The organism is Nostoc sp. ChiQUE01b, assembly GCF_034531255.1.
Classification (GTDB): Bacteria; Cyanobacteriota; Cyanobacteriia; order Cyanobacteriales; family Nostocaceae; genus Nostoc.
Genome location: NZ_JAVRBM010000037.1, coordinates 1 through 24,336 on the forward strand (window position 1 = coordinate 1; position 24,336 = coordinate 24,336).

Below are 24,336 nucleotides of genomic sequence, written 5' to 3' on the forward strand. Positions count from 1 at the left end.
ATACATTGGTACTACCAATTTGCGATCGCCCTGTGCCAGTTGCGTAAGTCCTGATAGAGTTAGAGGTAGCATTGCGATCGCACGAAGCCGCCAGAAAGGAACTCAAACGTACCCAAGCCACAGCCATGCAAGAACAGCAACGCGCAGCCCAATCTAGTCGCAACGGTCGCGCCAAGTTTCTGAATGGTAGTATTGATAGAATGGCAGCAGGACTGATTAAAACCAAAGCTGAGGTGTCTACCGGAACTGCGAAAAAGAAACATGAAGCAGCAGTAGCAAAGGCTAATCAAAAAGTTGCAGAGACGAAGGTCAAAACTACCAAAGTAACAAGTATTCAGCTAGAAGAAAAAAATCAAAAACGCCGAAATCTAATTAATATCCAGGGTGCGAATCTTAGGATATCAGAGCGTCTATTAATTCCAAATATTCAACTGCATATATCATCTGGCGATCGCATAGCCATTATTGGCGCAAACGGTTCAGGTAAATCGAGTTTGGTCAAAGCAATTTTGGGGATGAAAAACCAAACAGCGGTTTTAGAATCAGGTGAGGTTTTGCTCACACCCGCAATGAAAGCTGTATATCTCGATCAAACCTACGAATTGGTAAATCGCCAATACACAATTCTGGAAAATATGCAAGCTGCCAATCCTCATCTCAGCTATCAGCTTTTGCGTCAACAACTAGGACACTTTCTCTTTAAATATGATGACGTTCACAAAAGCGCTTCTGTGTTGAGTGGAGGTGAGTTAGCAAGATTAGCGATCGCTATGATCAGTATCTCAGAAATCGATCTCCTGATTCTTGATGAGCCAACTAATAACCTGGATATTGAAACTGTTGAGCAAATGGTAGTAGGTATCAATGATTACCAAGGAGCGCTTTGGGTAATTTCCCACGATATTGATTTCCTCAGCCGAATTAACATTACCCAAGGTTTCAAGTTTAAGGAACAAACTTTGCAAATGACAACTTATTTACCGAGTACACCAGAGCAATATTATCGAGAGTTACTGGAATGTGATAAATAAAGCGATCGCTTTATGTAAATTTCTAGCTCAACAACAGAAGCCGCAAAGCATACAGGCAAGTTATAATTCTCTTGCGGATCAACGTAACAAAAATTTATGAGTAACCCCCTTGTGCAAGCCTTTTTCGTAGGCAGAGCAGTAGCTGAAGTAGTTAATGAGCGTTTAGAGGTCGCCTTGACCGATGCTTTGAGCGATCTGGGCAAATTTGATGCAGAAGCTAGAGAGCAGCTGCGCCAGTTTACAGACGAAGTTCTAGAGCGGGCAAATCGGGCAGCAGAATCATCTAATGCTAGTCAAGCTACCGCAGGTACTGGGCAAGCCAGTTCTGATTCCGGTGACTTGCAAGCAGAGATTGATGAATTACGAGCCGAAATTGCCCTGTTACGAACAGAATTGCAACATTATCGCAGAACTTCTGCATAAATTTTAGTCATTAGTCATTAGTCATTGGTCATTAGTCAAAAATTATGTACAAATGACAAAAGACAAATGACAAAGGACATTTAAGAAAGAATAGTTTAGGAACCAGAGTGTCTTTTCTTCCAAGTGATTCGGTCGCAAACCAACGGTACACAAAGTATATGGAACAAGGTTATTCAGAGAAAGCATACCGTTGGAATCGGGAAAAATACTCTAGCAAACGGCGTTTTGTGGACATTTGGTCTTTTGTCTTGACCTTATTGTTCAAACTTTGGCTATACAACAAATCTTGGAGTTATCCAGGTGGTGTGACTGATGTAAAGCAAGCTGCAAGACGCAAAACCCAAGCGGTTTGGATTCGCAATACTCTACTGGATTTAGGGCCAACCTTCATCAAAGTTGGGCAACTGTTTTCTACCCGTGCTGATATATTCCCTGGTGAATATGTAGAAGAACTAGCCAAGTTACAAGACAAAGTACCCGCATTTAGTTATGAGCAAGTAGAAGCGATCATTGAGAAAGAACTAGGCAAGAAAATTCCTGAACTCTTCCATAATTTTGAACCTATTCCCTTAGCTGCTGCTAGCTTGGGGCAAGTACACAAAGCTGTGCTACATACTGGAGAATCGGTTGTTGTCAAAGTGCAACGTCCTGGGCTAAAGAAATTATTTGAAATAGATTTACAGATTCTCAAAGGAATTACCCGCTACTTTCAAAACCATCCCAAATGGGGACGGGGACGAGATTGGTTGGGTATTTACGAAGAATGTTGCCGCATTCTTTGGGAAGAAATTGATTATCTTAACGAAGGTCGTAACGCCGATACTTTTCGCCGGAACTTTCGCGGCTACGATTGGGTGAACGTCCCCAGAATATACTGGCGTTACGCTACTTCCAAAGTGCTGACTCTAGAATATCTCCCTGGAATTAAAATTAGCCAATACGAAGCTTTAGAAGCAGCAGGTTTAGATCGAAAAGCGATCGCTCGTCAAGGCGCTCAAGCCTACTTACTACAATTACTCAATAGTGGCTTTTTCCACGCCGATCCTCACCCAGGAAATATTGCTGTTAGTGCAAATGGTGCTTTGATATTCTACGATTTCGGCATGATGGGGCGGATTAAGTCCAACATCCGCGAAGGATTGATGGAAACACTCTTTGGTATTGCCCAAAAAAATGGCGATCGCGTTGTGCAATCTCTGATCGATTTAGGTGCGATCGCCCCAACTGATGATATGGGGCCAGTGCGGCGTTCCGTCCAGTATATGCTGGACAATTTTATGGATAAGCCCTTTGAGAACCAATCAGTTGCAGCAATCAGTGACGACCTTTACGAAATAGCTTATAATCAGCCATTTAGATTTCCAGCAACTTTCACTTTCGTGATGCGAGCCTTTTCTACCCTAGAAGGGGTAGGCAAAGGCTTAGATCCAGAGTTTAACTTTATGGAAGTTGCCAAACCGTATGCAATGCAACTTATGAGCGATATGAATGGTTCTGAGGGGAATAGCTTTCTTAACGAATTAAGTCGCCAAGCAGCTCAAGTAAGTAGTACCGCCTTTGGTCTACCACGTAGATTAGAGGATACACTAGAGAAGCTAGAGCAGGGAGATATGCGCTTGCGCGTTCGGTCTATAGAAACCGAACGCCTGCTGCGGCGACAGAGCAGTATTCAGCTCTCAATAAGCTATGCTCTGTTAATCAGCGGTTTCACGCTTTCAGCTACTATTTTAGTGGTTAAGGATTATGTATGGTTGGCACTGCTGCCCGGTTTAATTGCAGTGGCGCTTTCAGCGATCATGATCCGATTACTTTTACGTCTCGACCGTTACGATCGTATGTATTAATATGTTGCAAAAAAATTATGAAACTTAATTTCACGGGTTTTAGCGATCCGGGACTTATTCGTTCTAATAATCAGGATGCTTACTATATCGACCCAGAAGGACGATTTTTCGTCGTTGCCGATGGTATGGGTGGTCATGCCGGAGGTGAGGAGGCAAGTCGCATTGCTACTGGAGAAATTCAGGCGTATTTGGTAGCAAATTGGGAAACTTCCAAATCTTCTCAAGAATTGCTAGAGCAAGCTTTGTGGGGTGCTAATGAAGCGATTTTGCAGGATCAGCAAAATCATCCCGAACGCGCCGACATGGGGACAACGGTTGTAGCAGTTATTTTTCGCTCCCCAGAGTCGCCTTGGTGCGCTCATGTTGGCGATTCGCGGCTGTATCGCTTCCGAGAATCGCACCTAGAACAAGTAACGGAAGACCACACTTGGGTAGCACGAGCCATCAAAATTGGCGACATCACCTTAGATGAAGCACGATTACATCCTTTTCGTCATGTATTATCGCGTTGTTTGGGGCGCGAAGACTTGCATCAAATTGATGTGCAACCACTAGATGTAAAAGTTGGCGATCGCTTGCTCTTATGTAGTGATGGTCTTACAGAAGAACTTGTCGAGCAGAAGATTGCTAACTGCCTCCAAGATAGTCCTTGGCTTGATAAAGCCGCCATCTCTCTTGTTGAAGCTGCCAAAGAGCATGGAGGGCACGATAACATCACAGTTGTCATCGTCTCACTCGAAGAAAATAGTCATTAGTCATTGGTCATTGGTCATTAGTCATTGGTCGATGCTTAGTAACTTTAAACAAATGACATAGACGCGCCAGCGGCTTCCCGCAGGGTAGGACAAAAGACAAAGGACAAATCCGGTAAATATACTCAGTAATTTGTTCAGCATGAGCATTTTTCCTTTTTACAATTTGATACAAATATTTTTAGCCTCTAAAATCACCTAAAGAAGTTAAATTTGTATAAATTGGTAAATTGACATCTTGCACGTAATAAGGTAAAGCGACTATAATTCACGCTTATTACCATTAATTCCCTAACTTCCTTAAAATCTCCACCCTCCGAAGCTTCCTCCACACTTGGAGAGACAGCATCTTAGGCTTTTTAAACACAAAGACTAAGACAGGTTCTGCATAGCACCAGATATTCTCTTTAAAGGAGATTTGTGCAAAGCAGGAAAAAATTAGGAAGGTAGTTATACCTATCTGAAACCAAATAGAGCTTATTTTCCGGAATATGGTTCAGCTGACTTGGGTGGTATATCAGTAGGATTAGGTGCAAGATATCAAAGCAGAAAAAATCCACACTTTGGATGTGGGCAATCTGTCAAACAATTGTTATCTTTCGTAATACGGAGGAACAAATGTTGGACAGATATGAGTCCAAATATTATCCCATTTGGACTTCTGTAAGCGATGTCACCTTTACGCGTTGTTTTTTCGGAGTAATTATGAATCAACCAATGAAACTATCCCTAGAACAGCAATTCAGCATCTGCTCATTTGCTACTCAAGTGCAGAATATGAGCCACGATCAAGCTAAAGATTTTTTAGTCAAGCTCTATGAGCAAATGGTCGTGCGCGAGGCAACTTATCAAGAGCTTCTTAAGCACCAGTGGGGCTTAGATTCCGGTTCCACTATGGCATAGAGTCGTTCTAATGTCGCAGTGGGCGACCTCCTTCTCTTGCTTGGTTCCAAGGAGGAAAAGAGCTGGGGATGTCGGGGCGTCAACTTCGATAAACAATTTTAATCGAAACAAGATGGCGCAAAAGTTAAATTCACGAAATTAACGACGAATGAGTAAACATTGTCTACTGCATATTTGCTAAAGTCCAGACTAACTTTAGGATTGCAGGCTAAATCCGTTGTTTGCTTTAGCTAAACTTCTTGTTGTTTTGTCTAATCTGAGAATCACACCTGCATACATTTACAATCCACTGGAATATTTGCACAGGAAGATTCAGAGATAATTTGCATACCACTACTTTAGTAGCTAGTAATTTCACTCTTTATACATATAACTAGAACTTACATCTTTATATATACTTTGTTTATAAAACGTTACATTATTTGAGCGATCGCCTTTTAGTTCTATATAAAACACGCAACATTAGACAATTATCTTTAGCTGGAAAGATCGTATGGAGAATCTGTATCAATACTTTCCAGTTTTGTTAGAATTTGAGGCTTAATTTTTTCGTACTCCTTTTTGAGTAAACCTTTACTGATTTGCGGATCGGCAGAGGACATCAACGTATTGCTCATTGCGACCCACTCTTGCAGTCGTTGGCGCTGGGCAGAAGCGATGCTGGAAAGTAATATGTGGGTACAAGGATTTGGTGCTTCTCGTGCAAAGAATAACAGGCGGTAGTAACCTGTGTGTTGTAGTAACCGGGCAATTTCCTGACCAGGGCTGGTTTTGAGATCGAGGTAATAAGGCAACCATTTAGCACCATGCTTGCGGTTGTGGATGACAGTAATCCATAGCAGCATGGGATGGGGGATAGAGATGAACAGAAATTGGTTATAGCGGTTACAGAGTAAGCGTTTTTGAATTTCCTCTTGCGGTAGCATCACCCACAACGCTGGTAAAACCTCCCCATTGATATGAATGGGCTGGGGAAACACAATATCGGCAATTGGTTTATTTTGGGGCCAGGAAATGGCACGAGTAATTTCATCGTTTGACCAAGATACCCGCAAATCGGCTTTGGGCTTTTGTTCAAACTCAGTGCTAGCTGTAGTAGTAGGAACTAGAGCAAGGTCAGCTTGCTGAATTTTGCGTGTATGCTCAGGCTTTTCTAAAGATGCTAAAACTCTAAGGATTTCAGTAATACTTTGAGGGCGATCGCGTGCTATTTTAGCTAGACAACTCATCACTAAATTTTCGATTTCTTTTGGTAGTTCTAATCCCGGCGCAGCCTCAGCAAAAGAACGTGGTTTTTGATAGTGATGTGTTTTATACCACGCACCAAAAGAGTGAGTTGATGCCACCAGTGGCATTTTACCCGTGAGCATCTCAAACATCATGACGCCCAAACTATAAATATCAGCACGGTTGTCTAATTCCTTACCCTCCATTTGTTCGGGAGAAGAATAAGCCAATGTCCCCAAATAAAATTTTGTATGGTCGCCATCTGACTGTAATAACTTAGCAATACCAAAATCTAGAACCTTGACCAATTCTCCAAAACTGGGATCTTGAATCACCAGCATATTGCTTGGCTTGACATCGCGATGGATAATTGGGCAAATAGTGCCATCAACCGGGATCCCATCATGGGCACACTGTAACCCCAGGCTGAGTTGACGCACCATACTGAGGAATCTTGGTAAAGGTAATCGTTGCTTGCGAATAATATTGTTGAGGCTTTGTCCTTGTAAGTATTCCATGACGTAGAAGGGGATGTTATTGTCATCTACGCCATAGTCCATAACTCGGACAATATGGATACTTTTTTGCCCTAGTAAAGCACAGGTTTTTGCTTCTCGCTCAAAGCGGTCTTGCAATCGCATCTTTTCATTTTGGATTGATAGAGCTAGAAACTTAACCGCAACAGGTACACCTCCCAACAATGTATCTTTAGCACGATAAACCCGACCCATTGCTCCAGTACCGATTAACTCTTGGAGTTGGTAGCGTTTGCTGAGTAAGTGACCAATGTTGGGGTCTGACATAGAAAATTCGACTTCAAAAGCAGGTTGTAAGTGTTTAGGAGGACAAGTGCATTCAAACTGATATCTGATTATTGCGCCTATAAATGACTTTTTATGCTCGTACTGCAAGACAGAAATGGAAGTCAAAAGGCAAAAAGCTTATAAGCTAGGCTTTTGTGCGATTTCCAATAGTTGGTCTATTTACGCGGTGCTGTACTAGCTTTTTCAGTCCTCTTTCAGAAGATTGAAACCACGATCTGACCGTTTGCAACTGAGACGGTCATTGCAACTGGTGCAACATACCAAATCAAACAAGCATAAAGAGTAGATTTATAATGACGCTTTGTACCATTTTGCACTTTAATTGCGGTGTAGTTTTAGTTTGCCCAATTTTGACTAATGCGCTATCACTCTTGGTGTCTTCCCAACTCTTGGAGACATGGCTTTGTGTTGGGAGAAGACGGCACTAGTTTGGCTACATGAAACCTTACCTGCCTTTGCAGGTTAACAAACCCTTAAATTTGCATTAGTTCACAGATGTAGACTTTGTTTGTGTAATAGCGAATTATATTCGCCCAATACTTTTAAAACATTTTCTGATTACCTAACAATATTTTTAACCTTCAAACTCATTCTTACTATGTCAAGATGCATTATTTATTGATAAAACTGTAATAGCCTAAGAGGTAGTTTTTCATTTCCTTTGTTGGTTAGGATATATATCAAAACTTGATTTATTATTCATCACATAGTATTGAATTCGACGTTCGACGATCCCATTAAATCGGGACATAAAATCATAAAAAAAGCCCGGATTTTTCCTGACTTCTGTGAAGGCTGTTAACCATTTTCCTTGTTTTATAGGTTCTATAACTTCAAAGTAAGCTAGATTTTTCTTAAAGACTGAAAGATTATAAGATAGAGCACGCATTAAAGCCGGATTTTTTTTTACAACGTCTTGTTGCATGAAATATTTAGCAGCTTTACAAGATTGATTTAGACGTGGTAATTGGCTTTGATATACAAGAGAACCAGGGCGTGAACGGTAGAAATAATAGGGTTTTGGTTCAATAAAAAACCTAGCTCCTTTAATTAAGCATTTCAGATCAAGCCAAAAATCTTGACCCATCCTAATTTCATCATTGTACTCAATACCATGCTTAACCAAAAATTCTCGTTTGAATAGAGGTTTGCTTAAGCCAAGATGCAATCCTGGTTCCCCAAAGACATCAGTTTCTACAAAATAAACGATATCAATTTGGAGAATTTTATCTATACGTTCTCCACTTTCTTGAATCAATGTACTCCAAGGAGATGTTGCACCGTCTTTGATAAAATAAACATCATCAGCAATCATGTCTGCATTTGTTTTATTTGCCAGAGACACAAGCTTTTCCAATCTTTTGGGAGCATACCAATCATCTGAATCAAGTACAGCAATCCATTCTCCTTGAGCTGCTCTAAAGGCGCGATTCCGTGCAGCCGCTGCTCCAATATTTTGCTGATTAACTATCACTTTAAGACGTTGATCGGTGAAACTTTTAGCGACTTCTACAGTTTTATCACTTGAGCCATCATCGACTATGATAACTTCGATGTCAGTGAGTGTTTGCTCTAAAGCTGACTCTATTGCCTTTCCAATATAAGTTTCAGTATTGTAAGCAGGGATAATAACGGAGACTTTAGGATTCACGAAACTGAACTCCTGATTACACGGTTAGGTAAAATACTAAAATCCTGACAATAATTTGATCGTTTCCTTTTTACTATACAACTCAGTAGGTCGGTGAGAATAAATGATGAGTGGTTAACGTTGGGCAGGAGATATTAGGCGTTGGGAAACCAGTGCGCTGCCAGAGTTTTTTGAACAGGGGTTTTTGGCTTAGAAGAACAGCAAAGCGGTGGCAATGCTGCTTTTAGGTTGACTGACGCTCTAGGCTAGCTTCCATTGTGTTAGTTAAAAAATGACCAGCCAAAATACCACTACTGAGGTAATATGTATCTTGCGAAATCCGGTGTAGGGTTTCAAAGCCACTACGACGCTGACGATCGCCTAGTACCCAGTAACGCTGTACGATAGTGTCCAGACCAATCCAACCTTCGCCTTCAACCTGCCCCAAAATATTATGTTGTAGTAAAAAAGTATACTGACGCTCTCCATCATGCAACCGCCCCTTATATTGCAGAGAGATTTCAGAGCGATCGCTACCTGGGAAAATCAGTTTTGTGGCCATAGTAAACCAGTTATCTCGATTCCAAGCGACCAAGGTCATACCCTTGACGCTGATTGGCATACCATTACGTTCCAGCCAATTTCCTTCCATTGCCCAGCGTCCTGGTTCCAATAAAAAAGTATGAGCCACCTTTTATTCCTTGTCTTGCTCAAGTGCCGCCAAAACTATAGTTATAGCAGTGCTAAGTTACAAGTGCTGAGTTGCGAGTGAAGAATGAAGAAATTTTTTATCTTGTTTATTGTTCCTGACTCAGCATTCAGGATTGACCTTGGTGAATTTCTCCCAAAAGTACTTCTTGAGGTGCACCTGTGGCAGTAGGTAGGTTGCCAGGAATACCCAAATGTCGCCAGTAGGCTAAAACTGCGAAAGCGATCGCTTCTTTAAAATCTGTACTTAAGCCAACTTCATCTGTAGTCCAGACTGGTATTGATCCCAACAATAACTGTAATCTTTGTTTCAAATAGAGATTGCCACTACCACCACCGCATAATAGTACCCGTTGTGGCATTTCTGGCAAAAAAGTGCGGTAACTGTGAACAATTGAAGCAGCTGTAAGTTCTGTAAGAGTTGCCAGTACGTCAGCAGGATTGAGTTGGTATGTTTGAGCATCTTTTAAACACTGATGCAGGTAAGCCACACCAAATAATTCGCGTCCAGTGGATTTGGGTGGCGGTAGATGAAAGTAGTCTTGGTTGAGCCATTGTTCTACTAAAGGATGGCAAGGAGTACCACTCGCTGCCCAATTGCCATCTTGATCATAAGTTTTAGCACCAGCGCTTAAATCCTCCACCGCTAGATCCAACAGACTATTTCCTGGGCCAGTATCCCAAGCACGAATTTTTGAGAGCCAGTCTCCATGCCGAGGCGGAATATAAGCAACATTGCCAATACCACCAATATTTTGAATACAACGCCCCTCCTGGGGATGACTAAGTAAATAAGCATCAACTCTGGGCACGAGAGGGGCACCATGACCACCAATAGCAATATCAGCAACACGAAAATTGCTCACAGTTGCAATCTTCGTAAGATGGGCAATTAATGCACCGCGCCCTAGTTGGAGACTGTAACCTAGTGGGGAGTAGGGAGTAGGGAGTAGGGAGTAAGGATTGGTTTTCTTGCCGATTCCCGATTCCCGATTCTCCATTCCCCTATCCGCAGGTGGTCGATGATAAACCGTTTGACCGTGGGAGCCAATGAGAGTGGCTGGCTGATGACCAATTTGAATATTTTGGGCGGCTTGGGCAAAGACTTGAGCGATCGCATCATCTATCTCTGCTAATTCTGCCATTGAGATGGCAATGCCTGCACCAACTGCTAATATTCTTTCTCTGAGTTCGGCTGGATAAGGATATGTTGCCCCGGCTAGCAACTCAACTTTGAGATCCAATTCTGTGCCGGAAATCTCTACCAACGCAGCGTCTATGCCATCTACGGATGTGCCACTAATTAAACCAATAACGCGAGTAGGGACAACAGCTTTTTCAGTTGCATGCATCGATCAAGATTCGTTTGTTGATTGCAATACTTTAGTTTAATTCATGTTACTAGCTATGTCAAAACACTCAGGTTCCATAGTTGACTACAGAAGTAAAAGTAAATAGAACAAAGGAAGAATGTCAAAACCAATAGCAATAACCGCGAATCTATTTCTATTTATCAGCAAACAAAGAATTTCAAACAGTTTTGTTTGTTATCTTGATTGAGCCTTAATCAGAACAACATCCGAAGATACAAATTCTTGATATATACGAGCTAACTTTACAAGTTTTTTATCTTCAGATAAAGAACAGATACTCTATTCATTTTTTCAGCGAGTGAAAATACTTATTTATGTTCAAAAATCAAGCAAGTGCTTTACTAGATATAGCAGTTTTTCAGTAAATATAAATCCAGTATTTTTATCCTATTCTTTTTGATAAAAGACATTACATAATGAACTCAAATCGCACAGCGAATTTTTCAACAATTAAAAATACAGAATCTCAAAAGTATGTCTCTTACAAAAATTGCTTGTATTGCTGCTCTATCTTTATCTGCAATCTCCTCATTTATTTATGCAGGTTCTGCCCAGGCTATTTCCTTCAAAGTAACCACTGGCATTGCAGGTCCTAATGGAGAAACTGACCAAGGTGCTTTTTCTGAGTTTACTCAACTTCCCGGTACGAAAACTATTGACTTCAATAATGGTCAAGCACCAACCACTGGTTTCGCTAAGTACTCATTTGAGAACGGTCAACACAGCAGTGTTAAGTTAGATCAATGGGCACCTGCTGGGGCAAACGGTGAAGTCAATAATAATGGTAACTATTTGGCAGTTTTCAACGGCGATCAAGTCACAATTAAACTTGCAAGTTCCCTCAATTATTTCGGTATTGACTGGGGAGCTATCAGTTCTGGTAACGTTTTTTCCTTTTACAATGGCGATAATCTGATCAAATCATTTACAACTGAGGATGTGAACCCAGTTGCTCCAATTCATGCGTCACAGCATGGCGGTGAAGGAAATGGCTACCTTCACTTCTACTCAGATAGTAGCAACGATATTTTCAACAAGATTGTCATTACCCAAACAGGTGGTGGTGGGTTTGAAAGCGACAACCATTCTTTCCATCTAGGAACTGACAAATTTACAGGTTTTGACCCTAAGTCTGTTCCTGAGCCTAGTGTTACCTTAGGTATGCTGGCTGTAGGTGGTATGTTTCTACGCAAGCGCAAGAATCAAAAGTTGCAAAGTGTAAGGCAATCTCATTAAATATATCAATCTTAGCTCAGTAAGATTTTGTCTACACTCTACCCTTAGCCTGTACAAGTATTTCAAAACTTAGTTAATATTAAATACAAATCAGGGTGAGTTTACTTAGGTAAACTCGCCCTAATCCTTTTGCCATTTATAATCGGGCCTTGTTCTACGGTTAATGCTACGTTTAGCAAACTGTAGAAAAATTTTCTTTAACTAGACTTTTTGCACGAATCAATGAGCTTTCACCCTAAATCCCTATCCCAAGCTTGGGAGAGGGGCTTTTAAATTGGCTCCCATTCTCGCCAAATTGGGAGAATGGGTTGGGAGATGTAGCTCGCTTTCCGCAGGGTGGGCAAATTTTACATTTGTGCAAGAGGTGTACTCAATAATCCTTAGAGCTTAACCGAACTGTATTGAGAGTGAACCGTCTATAGGTTGTTGGATGAATAAAATATACATGGATTAGTTTAGATATAATAATGACTCATTCTTTGTTGTCCTAACTGGAGAAATTAATGGGTCGCGCCAAAAAGGTTGTCCTGGCATATTCTGGCGGAGTGGATACCTCAGTTTGTATCCCCTACCTCAAACAAGAGTGGGGTGTGGAAGAGGTAATTACCTTAGCAGCAGATTTAGGTCAGGGAGATGAATTAGAGCCAATCAGAGAAAAAGCTCTGAAATCGGGTGCAAGTGAATCCCTTGTGGCGGATGTCAAAGACAGCTTCGTTAAAGATTACGCCTTTGAAGCGATTCAAGCCAACGCCCTTTATGAAAATCGTTATCCTCTAGGAACCGCCCTGGCTCGTCCACTGATTGCCAAAATATTAGTAGAAACAGCCGAAAAATATGGTGCTGATGCGATCGCTCACGGTTGCACTGGCAAAGGCAACGATCAGGTTCGCTTTGATGTCTCTGTCACCGCCTTAAACCCCAACCTGAAGATCCTCGCACCAGCCAGAGAATGGGGAATGAGTCGTGAGGAAACGATCGCTTATGGAGAAAAGTTTGGTATTCCCTCACCAGTCAAAAAATCTTCTCCCTATAGTATTGACAAGAATTTGCTCGGTCGTAGCATTGAAGCTGGTTTACTCGAAGATCCGTCATTTGAGCCACCAGAAGAAATTTATGAGATGACCAAAGCGATCGCTCACACTCCCAACGAGCCAGAGTACATCGAAATTGGTTTCTACGGTGGGATTCCCACAACCCTCAATGGTATAGCCAAAAAGCCAGTTGAGCTAATTGAAGAACTCAATCAGGCGGTAGGAAATCACGGCATCGGACGGATTGATATGATTGAAAACCGTCTGGTGGGGATCAAATCACGGGAAATCTACGAATCACCCGCGATGTTGGTACTAATTCAGGCACATAGGGATTTAGAAAGCTTGACCTTAACGGCAGATGTCACCCATTACAAGCGTGGGATTGAAGAAACTTACAGCCAAATTGTTTACAACGGTTTGTGGTACAGTCCACTCAAAGTTGCACTCGATGCCTTTATTCAAAAGACACAAGAGCAAGTCTCTGGAACTGTGCGAGTGAAGTTGTTCAAGGGCAACTCTACGATAGTTGCGCGTTCGAGCGATAATTCTCTCTACACTCCCGATTTGGCAACTTACGGAGCCGAAGACAAATTTGACCATAAAGCCGCTGAAGGCTTTATCTACGTTTGGGGACTACCGACTCGCATTTGGTCAAAGCAGATTAGGGGTTAGAAGTAGAGACGCGATTAATCGCGTCTGTACAGGAGTTAGGAGTTAAAAAAGCAAAATACAAAAGTAAAAGTTAAAAAATTCACTTTTTACTTTACTCCTCACTCCTCACTCGTCACTTATTTATGCTTGACTTACTCTTCTGCTATACCTTTGACTTGGCGAGATTCCAGCCACAGGGGCACAATAATTAAGGCAGCGAGGATTAGTAACGCTGCGATCGCAAATTGACCCACCCAAGCAACCAATTGTTCTAAAGACACTACTTTGCCAGCAAAAAAAGCTAATGTCACCATCAAACTAGCCCAAGCAACTGCTCCTAACAAGTTATATAAAAAGAATTTTCCAAAGGGCATTTCAGCTATACCAGCTAGTGGTGCAGCAAAAACTCGTAACAATGCCAAAAAACGCCCAAAAAACACCCCTTTAGCAGCATTTTGACTAAATTGATCTTTAATACTCAGCAGCCGCACTTCAGAAATCCGAAATATGCTGCCAACTCTTACCAGAAAAGCCCAACCGCTAACTCTACCAATCCAATAGCCACAAATGCCACCAATGACAGCACCCATGATTGCGTCACCGAGAACCAGCCAGAAATTTAGTTCATCGCTGCCAGCTAAAAACCCGCCCACTAAGGTCACGGTTTCACCAGGAAGGGGAATGCCTAAATTTTCTAGCAAAATTCCGAAAAAAATTGCCCAATACCCGTAATTATGAGCAACTTCCTGGATATTTTCTAGTGAAATCAGCTCTAAAGACATTCCGCACCGCCGTCTTTACAAATTTTTACTTTTACTATATTCTTGCTTGTTTTTGGGTGGAGTGTCAATCAAACTAATACATAGAGTCATTAAGTCATTAGTTTAATACTGAATAATCCATAGCTTCTAGCCTATGGTAACTGTTAACTTTTGAATATTTTTGGAATTAGTACCACATGTTCATAATTTATTGAAAAAAGATTAAAAATTTTATAGAAAATTTATAAATATCCCTTTAAACTGTGAAAATTTTGTAAAAGATACGGTTGATACCGAAATTGTTAGGCGCTTATGCCTATATTGATGAAAGTTATCACAAATTATACGACATGAATACTGAAATAATCTCTCTTAACGGTAGGACTGCAATTGCCCAAATATCTGGGTAAAAGAGTCATTTCAACGTTGAAAGAGAAAAAGTGTTTATGTCTTTTTCAATTTTTTGTCAAGTGTTCCAATTACCCTGTTAAATTCATGACTTTCACACAAGAACTTCAAGTGATTTTGTTTAAACCTCAAGGAAGCATAGATTTGGAAGGCGGTAAGGCTTTGAGCAAACAGATGGCTAGAGTAGTCCCTCAAGCTTATCAACTCTGGGTTATTGACCTAGCAGAAGTTAACTTTATGGACAGTTCTGGGTTAGTTCCTTTAGTAAAAGGGTTAAAAGCTGCACGTCAGAGTGGTTGCCGCTTGGTTCTATGCAACGTACAAGCTCCTGTACGGTTGATTTTGGAACTTACCCAACTCGATACAGTGTTTGAAATTTTTCACACTTACCAAGATATTTTTACCAACGTCAAAGATAACAGTATGATGCTAGCAACTAACTAATAAATCTATCTAAAGAAGGATGGCGGAGTCAAGCAATATTTGCATTTTTTCACATTCTCTTAAGATAACAGTCTGGTGCTAGCAGGCTGATCTTCTTTTTTATCTAGAGAAGAATGTTGAGGGAAACTCATGGCTTTGAGCTAGGTAGTATAAATTGCGGATGAACGAATCTGTTTATTAGAAGTCATCTACCTAAAGCAGTAAAGTTCAGAAATGACTAAAATTGGTCAAAGCAAATGCAACTGTTTGTGACACTCCCCAGCTTTTTAAAGACAGGGTTTTTCAAATTATTCTAAGCTAATTGTTTTATATTCAGCGTAACTAGTGAAAGGAAGCAGGAGGTAAGAAAGGTTAGAACATCAGGCTTTACGTTATTTCTAACTCTATAGTTATTTTTGCCTCGATCTATTACTTGGATGCCTCCAAGATGCTTTGCCCCACTAATTTCTTACCTCTTAGATTCCACCATACTGGTGATTTTAGGCATTCTGGGGAGTGGAAATATTAGTTTGTTCGGATGCTGGGCGGGGAAAATTTGGTAAATCAATACCGCTGTGACTAGCATTGCGAGTTTTGAGTGCTAAACGGTAACTCACACTTTGCAGTTCTGCTTGCAGTTGGCGGTTTTCCCGTTGTAGCATTGCTACCTTTTCTCTGACTGGCGTCATCCGCTCTTCAAACTTCCGACGGTAAATTTGAGGCAACTCTTGTACTACTTGCTCCAACATCCGAGTGCGATCGGTAAGTTCTTGAACTGACTGTCGCAATTGATAAATTTCGGAGTCACGAGTTGTAATTTGCTCTTGGTAGAACGCCACCTGTTGTTCTACAGCTTGGAGTTGTTCTTGTAAAGCGTGTAACTGGGTCAGATCGCGCTCAAATTCCGGCTGGTGGGGCATAAAACTAGTGTTACCCTTTACCAGCCGGAAAAGTTCTTGAGATAGTTGTTGCACTAATTGATCGCGAAGTTGCAACTCTTGGCGTAGCTGCGATACTTCCGTTGAGAGAACTTGAATATTAGGTGTATCAGATTGGCTCACAGTAGCTTAAAGCTCCCATTCAGAATCTTGTCCACTCTTAGGTATAACTGCGGAAGTACTACCTTTGGCAAGTATTTGTTAATTTAGCATTCCCAAATAAGTCACGAAAAAAGAAAAAGACAAAATTTTATTGAATGGGAGTGGGGAGTGGGGAGTTAGGAGTTAGGAGTTAGGAATTCTTCCCCTGCTCCCTCATCTCCCTACTCCCTACCCCTTAAACCGTTGCTGCTACTTTAGTGGGCTTTTCCTTTTCCTCTTTAGGGGGTTTTTCTTGTTCAATTTCCTGCTTAATTGTCAAATAGCGAATCACTTCTTCACTCAAGCGCATGGCACGTTCAAAGGGGGCGATCGCAGTTGGCGGCGCAGTGTAGTTTAACTGAATGTAGATGCCATCGCGGTGTTTTTTGATTTCGTAAGCCAGACGGCGCTTACCACGATTTTGAATCTGGATATCCTCGGCGCCTTGATCGCGAAGCAAATTCTGATATTTAGTAACTGCTTGCTCTACCTGTTCCTCTCCCAGGTCAGGACGGAGGATGTACATTGTTTCGTAATTTGTAGTCATATTTTTCAGTTTCCTCATGGACAAAAGTGGCTGCTGATATTAATTTATACTTGGATTTTATTGAGAATGCCAGTATTAATCAACATCTAAAGCAACAAGGAACTATAATCTTACCAGTTTTCAATTTTGTTTCATTAGCCAAATCGCCGAAGTTTGGATTTTTTGGATGTCCATAATGAAAACTTGGTTGGGAGGCAACCCCGATATTTCTTTAACAAGATCGAGCGAGCTATCAGCTTCGCTAAGGGGTATCTTTCTTTAAGGGCATCTTATAGCGATCGCTTTTTTGCTCAAGGCTAAATCGGTTCGCTAAACAGCTAACTGACGATTGCTACCTGCTCACAGCTTCTAATCGCAGAAAAAAGGAATTGATCAAGGTTATGGCGCAGCGCTACGTGCGGATTCAAAATCCAGAAGGACAGATTTACTATGGGTTACTACAGCTATCCCTGAATGTGCAGGTGCTAGATGCTCCACCCTGGTTACAAGGACAACCCACTGATTTAACTTTCACACCAGAAAATTACCAAATTCTGGCTCCTTGCGCTCCCTCAAAAATTGTGGCGGTGGGTAAGAATTATGCCGATCATGCAGCCGAAATGGGAACTCTAGTACCTTCTGAGCCATTAATCTTTCTTAAGCCACCTACGTCGATCATTCCATCTGAGAGGGAAATTAAGTATCCTCCCCAGTCACAAAGAGTTGACTACGAAGGAGAGTTAGCTCTAGTAATTGGCGATTACGCCTTTGAATGTACACCAAAGGTAGCCCAAACCAAAATTTGGGGCTATACCATCGCCAATGACGTAACAGCGCGGGATTTACAAAAACAGGATGGTCAATGGACGCGAGCCAAAGGTTTTGATACTTTTTGTCCCTTGGGCCCTTGGATTGTACGGGAATTAAATCCAGGAGCGAGATTGCAGACTTTTGTCAATGACGACACTAATCCAGTTCAATCTACCTGTATCGATCGGATGGTGTTTTCCCCCGATGTTTTAGTTTCCTATATCAGTCAGGTGATGACGCTACTACCTGGTGATTTGGTGCTTACAGGTACGCCGGAAGGTGTAAGTGCTTTGCATCCCGGCGATCGCGTCCGCGTAGAAATTGAAGGTATCGGTCGCCTGGAAAACACCGTAGCGACCCGTTAATTTTTAACGCACCTGCATATACACTGCATCGGAAATCGCTGGAATTTCTGCGTAACGTCCCAGTAGAGACTGGACGGCAGAATATCCAACTGCTGCTACAACGCCTAGAAAGATGGTGTTAGCTACTGTTTCTATTGCAAAGCCAGTACCAGGAACCTGTCCTAAAACTCGCACCAGTATGGAACACAAAAATATAACTATGTCCAAAAGAATCGCCTGCATTGTGTTGAAACGAATGAAGTGACTGATTTTTTCGTTTCTTACCACTAATAGGAACAAGGCAAAGAACACAATTATTTGTCCAAATTGTCCTAAACTACCGTAAATTATTAGCACTGGTTGCAACGGTAAAAGCAGAACTCGTAGTGCTGGAAACTGATTCAACAAAAAGCTGCCAAACACTAAACCATCAACTAGAGGAAGCAAATAAGGCAAGGAAGCAAAAATTCGATCTGAAACTGTTGTAGACCCGCGCCAAGACATTATGCGTTCTCCTGTCGTTAAATTTTTATAGTTACTTGAGCTTAGGATAACGCAGTTGCTAGGTCTTGCTGAGAAATTCAACTATTCTATATGGGCGATGCGAAAGCCCATCATACATTCATATTGGTCTGGCTGCTGTTGAGTAAGTTTGCGAATGGCTTGACCACAGCGCAGTTGACCCCCACGCCAACGGGGTTGACCGCTCCCGTCAGCGAGTAAACAAGACTGGCAAACTTGCTCAGGGGCAAGGATTTGCTCGTCCATTAAAATGACTAGCATCGAATCCCTCCTGTAAATCCTCATTGTCAACCCCCATTTCACTCAAGGGAAGACGTGTTTTGTAGCGGTTGAAAGAGCCACTTCAGATAGATTGGATGCGTTTTGGGTGGTTAAGTGTTGTGATTGGCGATGGGCTTTGCGCCTAAGTTGGGCGATCGCAGAGGACACTTAAGAACCACATCCTACCTCTTTGTAGCAAAAATGTGGGCAATTACGATTCAATAACAATTCTCAAGTGAATTTTTATTTATTGTACGTTGTGTCTATTGGAAAGTGGGAATTTTAGTAAAAAATAATACAAAAATTTTTGCACTAAGTTGAGCAAAGACAACTAACGGTATCCATTGCATTCCTGTTAATTTAGCACTAGGATGTGTCAAACTTAATATTCAGAAAAGAACAAAAGCTTTATGCACAAGCAACACGGCGACTTATTGAAATTCCCTTGAGGTAAGTAGTTAAAGTGTAAGAAGTCAAGTCAGTAAAACTGAGTTAACTTGATAGCCATTTAAGTGAGGCATTTCTAAAATACTGAGGTAAACTTGCAAGCAAGTTAATCCACAATATTACTCAGCGGCTCGTCGGTCTGGGCATCACTTACAATGGAACACTGGCAATTTCTGATACAGAAACAAGGCGCTCGCTCGTGGCATATCCTAGAATCGCCAAATTTGGAAATTTTGGAAGGACAGTATAGAGTTTTGGCTCGTTCTAATCTTCTTAATACAGACGTGGAAGTGCGGGTAACTCACTCTTCAACTGAGGAAGTTCAACCAACGCGGCGAATTTTCAAGCGATCGCGTCGCACTAACTCAGAAGGGTTAATGCCGATAATTCCTTTTACCTACTTCCAAGCGGGAGTTTGGGAGTTGCGGTGTTCCGGCGATTTGATGTCGGATCTGCTCGGTAAATCTTGGCAATACAGTGTGCAAGTGCAAGTCTTCTCACTGTTAGCAGAGAGAGAGCCGAGGAAAAATTTAGAATCAAATTCACCCGATCGCCCAGATAATGTTTCTGACAACTTGGAATCTAATGCCCCAGCAGAAACTGTAATTGAGCTAGATAATGCGATCGCAGTTTCTGAAGAACTGGCAATTACTACAGATAGCAACCTTGTTACCACTGTTACGTCAGATGAAGGGAACTTGGAATCTAATGCCCCAGCAGAAACTGTAATTGAGCTAGATAATGCGATCGCAGTTTCTGAAGAACTGGCAATTACTACAGATAGCAACCTTGTTACCACTGTTACGTCAGATGAAGGGAACTTGGAATCTAATGCCCCAGCAGAAACTGTAATTGAGCTAGATAATGCGATCGCTGTTTCCGAAGAACTGGCAATTACTACAGACAGCAACCTTGCTACCACTGTTGCGTCAGATGAAACGGAAGAAGATGAAGATATAGTTATCGATCAGCCTGTAAGTCCTGTGTGGCTCAAAGGAGAGACGGCAGAGCAGATTTTACAAAATTTAATAGATTTAGCTTTACCCACCTCTGAACTGCTGCCCAAAGATGAAAAGGTTACAGATTCTTCGGCAACACATCTACCGCCACCATTACTGCTAACTTTAAGTCAGGATAATTACATTGCTCGTTGGGGACAAGCTCTTATAATCAACGGGTACATAGAATTCCCAGAAAAGACAAATATAGATTGGGGTGAAACATTATCTCCAAAAAGCTTACGGGCGCTTGAACTAGAAATTGAACTGCGATCGCCCAAGAACTCGAAAATATTGATCAAAGTACGGCAACCCTTATCTGATAAGAAGTTGCCCTTTACAATCAATACCTCAATTGATATTCCTGCTGATTGTGAATCCAAGCTAATTTTGGCAGATATCAATTTGTATGGTAAATTCGCCGATGCTGGCGAAGTCATGCCGTTAGCCAGCCAGTCCTTCACCATTACAGCAGATGTAACAGAATTACTGGCAATCACAGCCACAGCAAAATCCAATACATCTTTAAAAAATGACCCCATAACATCATCGGACTCATCTGCTGCTTTCACAGAAACAGAGACACCTGTTAAGCTCGATTTGAAACTATTAAATCTGGTCAAGACTGTAAAAACAGACCTGTCTCAGATAGTTAATCCATCCTCAAACACACCTCTACCACCTAAAATTAACCTGCAAGTTCTGCGAGAAGCTAACCTGCGGACATCTAAGCTCAAGAATTCAAGCATTTCGTTGCCTCAATTACCGAAACTGCCCCCGATTCAAAGTGATGCCAACATTTCCACAGATGTTGTTGCAGAACCACAGACACCGGAGGAGCTTGTAGAAAAGGATGCTACTATAGCCACCATCAACTTGGAGCAGTTGCTCATTAGGCAACGTCGAATGCCAATACTTGAGACTACTTTGCCATACTTGAAACGGCTACAAGCTTTGCCAGATGATGCCGAAGAAAAAGTAGAAAATAATGTTCCTCCAGATGCATTGGCAGTTAAAGCGGCTGAAGACTTGCCAAAGTTGGACGCGACTGTGGCTGAAGATGAAAAACTCCACCCACAAGGAGATGGAGTTTTTGAGCATGGGGAATCGGGGAGCCACTGCGGTCTTCTCCCAAGGGGAGACGCCAAGGGCGATAGGGTCTCCCCAAGTGGAGGAGGCAGTGCGGTCTTCTCCCAAGGGGAGACGCCAAGGGCGATGGGGTCTCCCCAAGTGGAGCAACTGCCGTCAAGTGGCGTCATGGGGCATGGGAAAGGCGCTACCAATGCCCGAAGCCTGTCGCCCCAAGCGACGGAGGGACTATCCCTCTCCACCGACAAGGGGATGGAGTTTACCGTCGCTTTCAATGAAAATATACCTGAATTAGTAGTAGGTGATACACAATTCCAGGAAGAATCTGTTGCTGAAGTCGAAGCTTTGCAAAATACACAATTCCAGGAAGAATCTGTTGCTGAAGTCGAAGCCTCGCAAAATGCACAATTAATTACAACAAGAAACCTTTATTCATCTCCCCTGCTCAGGAAGTGGATGCAGAGCCAAGGATACTCCTTGCCTGAATCTATCAACGAGCTGCAACCTCAAGATTACAATAACTATGTTCCAGCACAGCAGATACCCCTTTCTCCTAGTGCAGAAAATGCGAATATTGATGTTAACTTGCTGTTAGACCTAGATGCTAACACGGAGAATAATCTGAGCGAAGGTTGGAGCAGTTCACAACTTCTCCTGAGTGAAACGCGCAAAGGACAAGAGACATGGGAAGAAGTCGAAGGATTGGCTCCTGAACTGGAGAACTTTGGAGAAGATATAGACACAATGCAGGAAATGGAACTGGGGATCGAAGAAGATATGGAAATAGAAAAAGTACTAGAAGAACCAACAATCTCATCGGCTCTGTTAACACAAGTACCGCCCCCTCCTCCTCCGATAAAAATAAATATAGCGTCAGCTTGGTTGGCGCAAGAAATCGTTGTAGATGATATAGATAACGAGCTGGAAGGCGATACAACTGGAAGTTACACCTTTGAAGAAAAGGAGCAACCTGCTGTATATTCATCTTCTTCCTTACCTATAATTGCAGCAGCCACTGAGCCTTTGCCAACTCCACATTTGTATGTGCTAGAAGGCGAATTAATTGCTGGTAAGTCTATCATAGTGCGCGTAGTACTGCCAGAAGTACCTCTACAAGTTGTTGTCAAGTTATGGCTTGAAGATTATCAAACTCGCTACTTACTAGATGGGCCTCATTTATTGACAAATTTACTTCCTAATGCATTGGGAGGGTTGGAAGTGATGACACAATTAAACATTCCTTTTGGCTGTTTGGAAATTCGCTTAGAAGCGATCGCACTCGATCTTACAACCCAACAGGAGAGTCACAAAGTCACAATAGTACGAACCGTAATTCCTCCAGACTTGCCAAGCTTGCAACTAGATGAACTCCTGGGTATGTAACTCAGGTATGAGGGGCATTGGGCATTAGGAGTGCTGAGTGCTGAGTGCTGTTAGCGGAAGCGGGGCGTTTAGCCCGTGCTGAGTTAAGAGTTTTGTTTACCCCCTTGTCCTCTTGTCCCCTTGTCCCCCTATCTCCCTATCTCCCTTATCCCGCTCATCTTCCCCTGCTCCCCATCTCCCCTGTGTTAAAAATATGAAAGAATTTCAAAAATCTGGCAGGATTTGCAGTAAGCTCATTTTGAATTGTAGTGTGATTTCATAGGAACCTTTACTATGGCAGCATCTTTTTTGCCTTCTGTCTTGGCTAGTACTTCGTACTTGTCTGCTATCTTCGTGCCCATAATTGGTTGGATTTTGCCCGGTGTGGTCTTCGCGTTTCTGTTTTTATACATTGAAAGCGACGATATCAGCGATATTAACTGATACTGATGTAGTCATTGTCATTAGTCATTAGTCATTTGCAAAAAACAAATGACATAGACGCGCCAGCAGTGAAGCAGCGCGGTCTTCTCCCTTGGCGTTAGCCTCTCCCTTTGGGAGAAGGGGAGACGCCAAAGGCGATAGCGCAGCATTAGCGAGTCATCGAGCGTCTGGGGGTTTCCTCCATGAGCGACTGCTGTTAGCGCAGCGTTAGCGACGCAGGAGCGTCACCCGAAGGGCTTCCCGCAGGGTAGGACAAAAGACAAATGACAAATGACCAAAATTAATACCGCCCATCTCATAGAGACAGGCGGTTTTTTTAACGTTGATTTCTCAACAAATGCTAGAAAATTCTAACTTATAGTGTTCGGTTCAAACTAACTCATGTTAAATCGAAGAACCGAGTCCGGCGTAGGCACCATAAAAGAAAATGCCCAAGACTGTAATTATACCTAAACCTGCGACCGTAGCGACGACCCACAGGGGAATTCTCCCACTTCCAGACACAGCTTCTCTCCTCCCTTAACAACAAATCAACACACGTTTATAAACCAAGATTAACAACAGTACTTCTAATTAGTTAAAGAAGTAACTGGAAAACAGAATACCCAGAACGAAAATTAGTAGTAATCCCAGGTATAGAGAAGTCCGGTTTAGTTCAACCGGCTGATTATTGGGATTGGGCGATCTTTCTACCATAATTTCTCCTAACGTTGAATAAATTGCATTGCGGCGATCGCGCCCAAAAAGAATACAGTTGGTACACCTAAAGTGTGAACTGCCAGCCATCTAACGGTAAAAATTGGATAGGTAACTGGTTGATTGATGTTATTGCCGCTAGTCATGATCTCAAACTACTTTCCAATAAATTGTTCAACTTGTTTTTTCGCTTCAAAACGGTTCTTCACAATTGGTACTTCCTGCCGCACTGGTGTGAAATATTCATTGGGGCGGGGTGTACCAAAAGCATCATAAGCCAGTCCGGTGCTGACAAATAACCAACCAGCAATAAACAATGCGGGAATGGTGATGCTATGAATTACCCAGTAACGAACGCTGGTAATGATGTCCGAAAACGGACGTTCTCCAGTGGTACCTGACATTTAGATCCCTACCTTATACATAGAGTGTTATTGAGTTTATTATCCTACAAAGTTAAGAAAGAGTTACAAGTTGCAAAGTTCTTCTCAGAAATTAGGTATGGGGCATTGGGCGTTAGGAGTGCTGAG

At 42.1% G+C, this 24,336-nt stretch carries 24 protein-coding genes and 1 pseudogene; 12 read left to right on the forward strand and 13 right to left on the reverse strand.

All coding sequences use genetic code 11. The features are described 5' to 3' along the window. The first annotated feature begins 125 nt into the window (after positions 1-125). The 5 genes from RMY63_RS22655 (at position 126) to RMY63_RS22675 (ending at position 4,953) form a co-directional block, all read left to right on the forward strand. A complete protein-coding gene (locus tag RMY63_RS22655; RefSeq protein ID WP_322730874.1) occupies positions 126-1,031 on the forward strand; it encodes an ATP-binding cassette domain-containing protein in 906 nt (301 codons plus the stop codon). Positions 1,032-1,127: 96 nt separating this feature from the next. Next, positions 1,128-1,454, forward strand: coding sequence for a DUF6825 family protein (locus RMY63_RS22660; protein WP_322730875.1), 327 nt, complete (start codon positions 1,128-1,130; stop codon positions 1,452-1,454). Positions 1,455-1,612: 158 nt separating this feature from the next. Further along, a complete protein-coding gene (locus RMY63_RS22665; protein ID WP_322730876.1) occupies positions 1,613-3,298 on the forward strand; it encodes an AarF/ABC1/UbiB kinase family protein in 1,686 nt (561 codons plus the stop codon). Between the two features lie 17 nt (positions 3,299-3,315). Next, positions 3,316-4,053 (forward strand): Stp1/IreP family PP2C-type Ser/Thr phosphatase, encoded by a 738-nt coding sequence (locus RMY63_RS22670; protein ID WP_099101680.1) that lies wholly within the window; start codon positions 3,316-3,318, stop codon positions 4,051-4,053. 702 nt (positions 4,054-4,755) lie between these two features. After that, positions 4,756-4,953 (forward strand): NblA/ycf18 family protein, encoded by a 198-nt coding sequence (locus tag RMY63_RS22675; RefSeq protein ID WP_041565841.1) that lies wholly within the window; start codon positions 4,756-4,758, stop codon positions 4,951-4,953. A gap of 476 nt (positions 4,954-5,429) precedes the next feature. On the opposite strand, the gene RMY63_RS22680 is transcribed toward RMY63_RS22675, so the two are convergent. From RMY63_RS22680 to RMY63_RS22695, 4 genes are all read right to left on the reverse strand, one after another. Then, a complete protein-coding gene (locus RMY63_RS22680) occupies positions 5,430-6,983 on the reverse strand; it encodes a serine/threonine-protein kinase (RefSeq protein WP_322730877.1) in 1,554 nt (517 codons plus the stop codon). 673 nt (positions 6,984-7,656) lie between these two features. Further along, entirely contained in the window at positions 7,657-8,655 is a 999-nt protein-coding gene (locus tag RMY63_RS22685) for a glycosyltransferase family 2 protein (RefSeq protein WP_322730878.1), read from the reverse strand. A gap of 223 nt (positions 8,656-8,878) precedes the next feature. Beyond that, positions 8,879-9,325 carry a hypothetical protein gene (locus tag RMY63_RS22690; RefSeq protein WP_194046678.1) on the reverse strand — a complete coding sequence of 149 codons (447 nt, stop codon included), beginning with the start codon at positions 9,323-9,325 and terminating at the stop codon, positions 8,879-8,881. Between the two features lie 127 nt (positions 9,326-9,452). Continuing rightward, complete coding sequence (locus RMY63_RS22695; protein WP_322730879.1) at positions 9,453-10,694, reverse strand: anhydro-N-acetylmuramic acid kinase; 1,242 nt, start codon at positions 10,692-10,694, stop codon at positions 9,453-9,455. Between the two features lie 495 nt (positions 10,695-11,189). Here RMY63_RS22695 and RMY63_RS22700 point away from each other — a divergent pair, with 495 nt between their 5' ends. Further along, complete coding sequence (locus RMY63_RS22700) at positions 11,190-11,951, forward strand: PEP-CTERM sorting domain-containing protein (RefSeq protein WP_322730880.1); 762 nt, start codon at positions 11,190-11,192, stop codon at positions 11,949-11,951. 503 nt (positions 11,952-12,454) lie between these two features. Continuing rightward, the gene (locus tag RMY63_RS22705; RefSeq protein ID WP_322730881.1) at positions 12,455-13,657 is read left to right on the forward strand and encodes an argininosuccinate synthase; all 1,203 of its coding nucleotides are present in this window, start codon (positions 12,455-12,457) and stop codon (positions 13,655-13,657) included. 131 nt (positions 13,658-13,788) lie between these two features. On the opposite strand, the gene RMY63_RS22710 is transcribed toward RMY63_RS22705, so the two are convergent. Further along, positions 13,789-14,418: a DedA family protein gene (locus RMY63_RS22710; protein ID WP_322730882.1), complete on the reverse strand. Its 630-nt coding sequence runs from the start codon at positions 14,416-14,418 to the stop codon at positions 13,789-13,791. Between the two features lie 474 nt (positions 14,419-14,892). On the opposite strand from RMY63_RS22710, the gene RMY63_RS22715 reads away from it, so the two are divergent. Beyond that, positions 14,893-15,249 (forward strand): STAS domain-containing protein, encoded by a 357-nt coding sequence (locus RMY63_RS22715; RefSeq protein ID WP_322730883.1) that lies wholly within the window; start codon positions 14,893-14,895, stop codon positions 15,247-15,249. Positions 15,250-15,728: 479 nt separating this feature from the next. Here RMY63_RS22715 and RMY63_RS22720 read toward each other — a convergent pair whose 3' ends face one another. Together RMY63_RS22720 and rpsF are read right to left on the reverse strand one after the other, a co-directional pair. Further along, positions 15,729-16,289: an Npun_F5560 family protein gene (locus tag RMY63_RS22720; protein WP_322730884.1), complete on the reverse strand. Its 561-nt coding sequence runs from the start codon at positions 16,287-16,289 to the stop codon at positions 15,729-15,731. 214 nt (positions 16,290-16,503) lie between these two features. Further along, the gene (gene rpsF / locus RMY63_RS22725) at positions 16,504-16,854 is read right to left on the reverse strand and encodes a 30S ribosomal protein S6 (protein WP_322730885.1); all 351 of its coding nucleotides are present in this window, start codon (positions 16,852-16,854) and stop codon (positions 16,504-16,506) included. 380 nt (positions 16,855-17,234) lie between these two features. On the opposite strand from rpsF, the gene RMY63_RS22730 reads away from it, so the two are divergent. Continuing rightward, the gene (locus RMY63_RS22730) at positions 17,235-18,008 is read left to right on the forward strand and encodes a fumarylacetoacetate hydrolase family protein (RefSeq protein WP_322730886.1); all 774 of its coding nucleotides are present in this window, start codon (positions 17,235-17,237) and stop codon (positions 18,006-18,008) included. Between the two features lie 3 nt (positions 18,009-18,011). Here the strand turns inward: RMY63_RS22730 and RMY63_RS22735 are convergent, their stop codons facing one another. Together RMY63_RS22735 and RMY63_RS22740 are read right to left on the reverse strand one after the other, a co-directional pair. Continuing rightward, positions 18,012-18,491, reverse strand: coding sequence for a Tic20 family protein (locus RMY63_RS22735; RefSeq protein ID WP_322730887.1), 480 nt, complete (start codon positions 18,489-18,491; stop codon positions 18,012-18,014). Between the two features lie 81 nt (positions 18,492-18,572). After that, positions 18,573-18,770, reverse strand: coding sequence for a hypothetical protein (locus tag RMY63_RS22740; protein ID WP_094348028.1), 198 nt, complete (start codon positions 18,768-18,770; stop codon positions 18,573-18,575). 602 nt (positions 18,771-19,372) lie between these two features. Between RMY63_RS22740 and RMY63_RS41885 the strand changes: the two are divergent. From RMY63_RS41885 to psaI, 3 genes and pseudogenes are all read left to right on the forward strand, one after another. Continuing rightward, positions 19,373-19,711 (forward strand): annotated as a pseudogene (locus RMY63_RS41885) (hypothetical protein); the annotation flags it as partial. A 489-nt stretch (positions 19,712-20,200) separates the two neighbouring features. Next, a complete protein-coding gene (locus tag RMY63_RS22745; protein WP_416212542.1) occupies positions 20,201-22,687 on the forward strand; it encodes a hypothetical protein in 2,487 nt (828 codons plus the stop codon). A gap of 273 nt (positions 22,688-22,960) precedes the next feature. Then, complete coding sequence (psaI, locus tag RMY63_RS22750) at positions 22,961-23,110, forward strand: photosystem I reaction center subunit VIII (protein WP_322730889.1); 150 nt, start codon at positions 22,961-22,963, stop codon at positions 23,108-23,110. Positions 23,111-23,494: 384 nt separating this feature from the next. On the opposite strand, the gene RMY63_RS22755 is transcribed toward psaI, so the two are convergent. The 4 genes from RMY63_RS22755 to psbE form a co-directional block, all read right to left on the reverse strand. After that, positions 23,495-23,614, reverse strand: coding sequence for a photosystem II reaction center protein J (locus RMY63_RS22755; protein WP_109010099.1), 120 nt, complete (start codon positions 23,612-23,614; stop codon positions 23,495-23,497). 69 nt (positions 23,615-23,683) lie between these two features. Beyond that, on the reverse strand, positions 23,684-23,806 hold the full coding sequence (locus RMY63_RS22760; protein ID WP_015127970.1) for a photosystem II reaction center protein L: 123 nt from the start codon (positions 23,804-23,806) through the stop codon (positions 23,684-23,686). A gap of 8 nt (positions 23,807-23,814) precedes the next feature. Continuing rightward, positions 23,815-23,952 (reverse strand): cytochrome b559 subunit beta, encoded by a 138-nt coding sequence (gene psbF, locus RMY63_RS22765; RefSeq protein ID WP_015115279.1) that lies wholly within the window; start codon positions 23,950-23,952, stop codon positions 23,815-23,817. A gap of 9 nt (positions 23,953-23,961) precedes the next feature. Continuing rightward, complete coding sequence (gene psbE / locus RMY63_RS22770; RefSeq protein WP_322730890.1) at positions 23,962-24,210, reverse strand: cytochrome b559 subunit alpha; 249 nt, start codon at positions 24,208-24,210, stop codon at positions 23,962-23,964. Positions 24,211-24,336: the final 126 nt, after the last annotated feature.